Here is a 4702-nt window from a genome sequence, read left to right as displayed (position 1 = left end):
GCCCACCAAGACCTGCGACCGGTTCCTTTGGTGGTGCCTGTAGCTCGTTCCCGGGCGAACGCGGGGACCCGGAAAGCCGGCCGCCCCGGACCGGCCCGCCCGCCTACTCCACTCCCAGCATCCGCCGCAGCAGATCCCGCAGCACCGTCCGCTCGTCCTTCGACAGCTGCGCCAGCGGCTCACGGGCGAAGTCCAGGGAATCGCGCAGGGCCGTCGCCGTGCGCAGACCGGCCTCCGTGGGGGCGGCCAGTTTGACCCGGCGGTCGGCCGGATCGGGTCGGCGCTCGACGAGGCCGCGGGCCTCCAGGCGGTCGATGATCCCGGTGACGTTCGACGGCTCGCACTTCAGCTTCCGCGCGATGTGCCGCATCGGCACCGGCTCCAGCGAGAGCAGCCCGAGCACCCGCGCCTGCGCGCCGGTGAGCGCGTGCTCGGCGGCGGCACGCTCGTACTCCTCGTGGTAGCGCCCCACCACCGAGCCGATGAGTTCGACGACTTCGAGGGTGAGGGCATCCATACGCGTGGCCATGGAACCAGCGTACCGAGTTACTTGACAATCTCAAATATTCAGGAGCATGGTTGTTTCAGTACCTGAAGTAATTGGTACCCGTAGTACACGCCGTACCGAAGTGCCCGGCACCCCGGGTGACCGGTACCCGAGCGACCAGTACCTGAAGTTGACGCCCCAGGAGGACGCACCACATGTCCGCACCGTCCGCACTCCCCGCCACCGGCCGTGAATGGCACCTCGTCGCCCGCCCGCACGGCTGGCCGGTCCCGACCGACTTCGCCCTCCGTGAGGTCCCGGTCGCCGCGCCCGCCGAGGGCCGGATCCTGGTCCGCAACCTCTTCATGTCCGTCGACCCGTACATGCGCGGCCGGATGAACGACGTGAAGTCCTACGTCCCGCCGTTCCAGCTCGACAAGCCGATGGACGGCGGCGCGGTCGGCGAGGTCGTGGCCTCCAACGACGAGCGCTTCGCCGTCGGCGACCATGTGCTGCACGGGCTGGGCTGGCGCGAGTACGCGGACGTGGACGCGAAGCACGCCACCAAGGTGGACGCCTCGCTGGCGCCGCTCTCGACCTACCTCGGCGTGCTCGGCATGCCGGGCCTGACCGCGTACGCGGGCCTGTTCGAGGTCGCCTCCTTCAAGGAGGGCGACGCGGTCTTCGTCTCCGGCGCGGCCGGTGCGGTCGGCAGCCAGGTCGGCCAGCTCGCCCGCCTCAAGGGCGCCTCCCGGGTGATCGGCTCGGCCGGCTCCGACGAGAAGGTGAAGTGGCTGGTGGAGGAGCTGGGCTTCGACGCCGCCTTCAACTACAAGAACGGCCCGGTCCGCGACCAGCTGCGCGCCGCCGCCCCGGACGGCATCGACGTCTACTTCGACAACGTCGGCGGCGAGCACCTGGAAGCCGCGATCTCCTCGCTGAAGGTGCACGGCCGCGCCACCATCTGCGGCATGATCGCCGGCTACAACGACACCGAGCCGACCCCGGGCCCGCGCAACATGGCCATGATCATCGGCAAGCGGCTGCGGCTCCAGGGCATCCTCGTCGGCGACCACGCGGCGCTCCAGCCGCAGTTCGTCCAGGAGGTGGCCGGCTGGATCGCCTCCGGTGAGCTGAAGTACGGCGAGACGGTCGTCGGCGGCATCGAGAACGGCGTGGACGCCTTCCTCGGCATGCTCCGGGGCGAGAACACCGGAAAAATGGTCGTCTCGCTGGGCGAGTGACCCCGGCCACTCCTTGAGACCGACGCCTGTAGACGCCTGAGGACCTTATCGGATGACTTCCGTCATCCGATAAGGTCTTTCCACATCCTGGCTGTCGTGGGCGCGAGCGGCCGGGAACGACCAGGAGGAGCACCCAGCATGTCCATCCAGCAGTCCGACGTTCTGTACACCGCCGTCGCCACCGCCGAGAACGGGCGGGACGGCCGGGTCGCCACCGACGACGGCAAGCTCGACGTGGTCGTCAACCCGCCGAAGGCGATGGGCGGCAGCGGCGCGGGCACCAACCCGGAGCAGCTCTTCGCGGCCGGTTACAGCGCCTGCTTCCAGGGCGCCCTCGGGGTGGTCGCCCGCCAGGAGAACGCCGACATATCCGGCTCGACCGTCACGGCCGAGGTCGGCATCGGCAAGAACGACGAGGGCTTCGGCATCATCGTCAGGATCTCCGCGGCCATCCCGAACGTGGACGCGGCCACCGCCCGCGACCTCCTGGAGAAGGCGCACCAGGTGTGCCCGTACTCGAAGGCCACGCGCGGCAACATCACGGTGGACCTCGCGGTCGCCTGACGTCCGTACCTCCTCGGCAGGGGCCGCACCCGGCGGGGTGCGGCCCCTCGCCGTACCCGGGGGGAACGGGCGTACGGGAGGGGTGGATACCGGCCGATAGAGTTCGGCCATGCGTGATCTCGGGGCGGGCTTCGGTTATCTGGTCAAAGGGCAGCGATGGGTCACCGGCCACGGCCGGTCCCTGGGGATCGGACTGCTGCCCGGCCTGGTCACCCTGGTCCTGTACGCGGCGGCGCTGACCGGGCTCGCCTACGGGGCGGACGACTTCGCCGGCTGGGCGACCCCGTTCGCCGACGACTGGTCCTCGCCGTGGCTGAGCCTGTTCCGGGGCTTCCTGACGGTGCTCGTCTTCGCGATGGGCCTGTTCCTAGCGGTCATCACCTTCACGGCGGTGACGCTCCTGGTCGGCCAGCCCTTCTACGAGAAGCTGTCCGAGGACGTGGACCGCGCGGAGAGCGGCGGCGAGGCCCCGGAGTCCGGTCTGCCGCTCTGGCGCGACCTGTGGATCTCCGCGCGTGACTCCGTACGCGTCCTGACGCGTGTCGCCCTGTACGGGATCGTCCTGTTCGCCCTCGGTTTCCTGCCGGTGGTCGGTCAGACGGTCGTGCCCGCGATCGGCTTCTGCGTCTCCGGCTTCTTCCTCACCGAGGAGCTGACGGCGGTGGCGCTCCAGCGCCGGGGAGTGGAGCTGGCGGACCGACTCGCCCTGCTGCGTACGCGCCGGCTGCTCGTGCTCGGCTTCGGCGTCCCGCTGACGCTGGCGTTCCTGGTGCCGTTCGTGGCGGTGTTCCTGATGCCGGGCGCGGTGGCGGGGGCGACCCTGATGGTCCGGGACCTGCGGGGCGAGACGGCACCGGAGCAGGACGCGCAGCCGCAGCCGCAGCCGCGCCCCGAGCCCGCTACGGGCGGCCCGACGGGCTGATCCGCCCCGCGGCCTCCCGGAGCTCCGCCAGGAAGGCGGCCACGGCCGGGGAGTCCGCGCGGCCGTGCGGGGTCGCCGCGTAGACCGCCCGGCGCGGAGCGTCGTCCGGGTGCAGGGGTACGAGCACGATGTCCGCCCGCACCGACTCGGCGGCGAGGGCGGGCAGCAGGGTCACGCCGAGCCCGGCCGCGACGAAGCCCTGCTTGGCGATCCAGTCCCGTACGACGAGGGTGGTGCGGGGCCGGAACCCGGCCTCCAGGACAGGCCGCATCAGCGTGTCCTCGGGACGGGTGCTGCCCGCGACCCACTCTTCGTCGGCGAGCTCGGCCAGCCGCAGCCGCTCGCGGCCCGCCATCGGGTGCTCCCGCGGCAGCGCCACCAGCATGGGCTCGTCCAGCAGATGCCGCAGCGCACAGCCGTCCAGGGCGCGCCCGGCGGTGGAGCTGACCACGGCGATGTCCAGCTCCCCGGCGGCGAGCAGCGCGAGGTGCTTGACGGAGGGCCCCTCGGTACGGGCGAGCGTCACCCCGGGGTGGCGGCGCCGGAACGCGGCGAGGGCGCGGGGGAGCAGCGCGGCGTCGGCGGTCGCGAACGCCCCCACGCGCAGCAGTCCGCCGTCGAGGGTGCGCAGCGCGGAGAGCTCGGCGCGGGCGGCGGCGAGCCGGTCCCGTACGGCCTCGGCGTGCGGCACCAGCACCCGCCCGGCCTCGGTCAGCCGCACCCCCCGCGCCAGCCGGTCGAAGAGCACGCTCCCCAGCTCGTCCTCCAGCGACTGGACCTGCCGGGAGACGGCGGACTGGGTGTAGCCGAGGGCCTGGGCGGCGGCGGTGAAGGAGCCGTCGGCGGCGACGCGCAGGAAGACGTCGTAGAGGCTGTGGGTGGCGGGGGTGGCGGCCTGCGCGCTGCCATGCGGGTTGGTCATGCCTGGCATGCTAGACATTCGCTTGTGGCATTGGTAGAGGAATTCGTACGGTCATGCCATGACGAATCAAACGAAGATTGCGTTCCTGGGGCTGGGCAGCATGGGAATGCCGATGGCGCGGCGGCTGCTCGCGGCGGGGTACGGGCTGACGGCCTGGAACCGTACGCCCGGCAAGGCCGAGGCGCTGGCGGCCGAGGGGGCCGTGGCCGCCGCGAGCCCCGCCGAGGCGGTCCGCGACGCCGATGTGGTCATCACGATGCTCGCGGACCCGGCGGCGGCGCTGGCCGTCGCGGACGCGATGATCCCGGCGCTGCGGGCGGGGACGACGTGGATCGACACATCGACGGTCGGCCCCGACACGGTCCACGAGCTGGCGTCCCGGCTCCCCGACGGGGTCGCTCTCGTCGACGCGCCGGTGATGGGGAGCGTGGACCGGGCCGCGGAGGGCCAACTCCTGATCCTCGCGGGCGGCGAGACGGCGCCGGTGGACGGGGTGCTGGCGGAGCTGGGGTCGGTGCGGCGGTGCGGGGAGGTCGGTACGGGGGCGGCGCTCAAGCTGGTCC

At 72.1% G+C, this 4702-nt stretch carries 6 protein-coding genes; 4 read left to right on the top strand and 2 right to left on the bottom strand.

Annotation, left to right across the window (positions count from 1 at the left end; translation table 11 throughout):
- Positions 1-103: 103 nt before the first annotated feature.
- Entirely contained in the window at positions 104-529 is a 426-nt protein-coding gene (locus tag ACJA3G_RS30495; protein ID WP_406556273.1) for a MarR family winged helix-turn-helix transcriptional regulator, read from the bottom strand.
- A 173-nt stretch (positions 530-702) separates the two neighbouring features.
- Here ACJA3G_RS30495 and ACJA3G_RS30490 point away from each other — a divergent pair, with 173 nt between their 5' ends.
- The 3 genes from ACJA3G_RS30490 (at position 703) to ACJA3G_RS30480 (ending at position 3217) form a co-directional block, all read left to right on the top strand.
- Positions 703-1731, top strand: a complete 1029-nt coding sequence (locus tag ACJA3G_RS30490; RefSeq protein WP_406556272.1) for an NADP-dependent oxidoreductase — start codon at positions 703-705, stop codon at positions 1729-1731.
- 138 nt (positions 1732-1869) lie between these two features.
- Positions 1870-2295, top strand: coding sequence for an organic hydroperoxide resistance protein (locus tag ACJA3G_RS30485; RefSeq protein ID WP_406556271.1), 426 nt, complete (start codon positions 1870-1872; stop codon positions 2293-2295).
- A 109-nt stretch (positions 2296-2404) separates the two neighbouring features.
- Complete coding sequence (locus tag ACJA3G_RS30480) at positions 2405-3217, top strand: EI24 domain-containing protein (protein ID WP_406556270.1); 813 nt, start codon at positions 2405-2407, stop codon at positions 3215-3217.
- Here ACJA3G_RS30480 and ACJA3G_RS30475 read toward each other — a convergent pair.
- Positions 3195-4139, bottom strand: a complete 945-nt coding sequence (locus ACJA3G_RS30475; protein ID WP_406556269.1) for a LysR family transcriptional regulator — start codon at positions 4137-4139, stop codon at positions 3195-3197. The genes ACJA3G_RS30480 and ACJA3G_RS30475 overlap by 23 nt on opposite strands.
- A 58-nt stretch (positions 4140-4197) precedes the next feature.
- Here ACJA3G_RS30475 and ACJA3G_RS30470 point away from each other — a divergent pair.
- Positions 4198-4702 (top strand): NAD(P)-dependent oxidoreductase (locus tag ACJA3G_RS30470; RefSeq protein ID WP_406556268.1); only part of this gene is annotated, 505 nt, incomplete at its 3' end.

This window comes from Streptomyces sp. YS-3, from assembly GCF_045257485.1.
Lineage (GTDB): Bacteria > Actinomycetota > Actinomycetes > Streptomycetales > Streptomycetaceae > Streptomyces.
This window is presented reverse-complemented; position numbering and strand designations above follow the sequence as displayed.

What these genes read in the sequence shown, in the direction of transcription:
- ACJA3G_RS30475 (WP_406556269.1), bottom strand. Translation starts at nt 4,139, where the DNA reads ATGACCAACCCGCATGGCAGCGCGCAGGCCGCCACCCCCGCCACCCAC.
- ACJA3G_RS30495 (WP_406556273.1), bottom strand. Translation starts at nt 529, where the DNA reads ATGGCCACGCGTATGGATGCCCTCACCCTCGAAGTCGTCGAACTCATC.
- ACJA3G_RS30480 (WP_406556270.1), top strand. Translation starts at nt 2,405, where the DNA reads ATGCGTGATCTCGGGGCGGGCTTCGGTTATCTGGTCAAAGGGCAGCGA.
- ACJA3G_RS30485 (WP_406556271.1), top strand. Translation starts at nt 1,870, where the DNA reads ATGTCCATCCAGCAGTCCGACGTTCTGTACACCGCCGTCGCCACCGCC.
- ACJA3G_RS30490 (WP_406556272.1), top strand. Translation starts at nt 703, where the DNA reads ATGTCCGCACCGTCCGCACTCCCCGCCACCGGCCGTGAATGGCACCTC.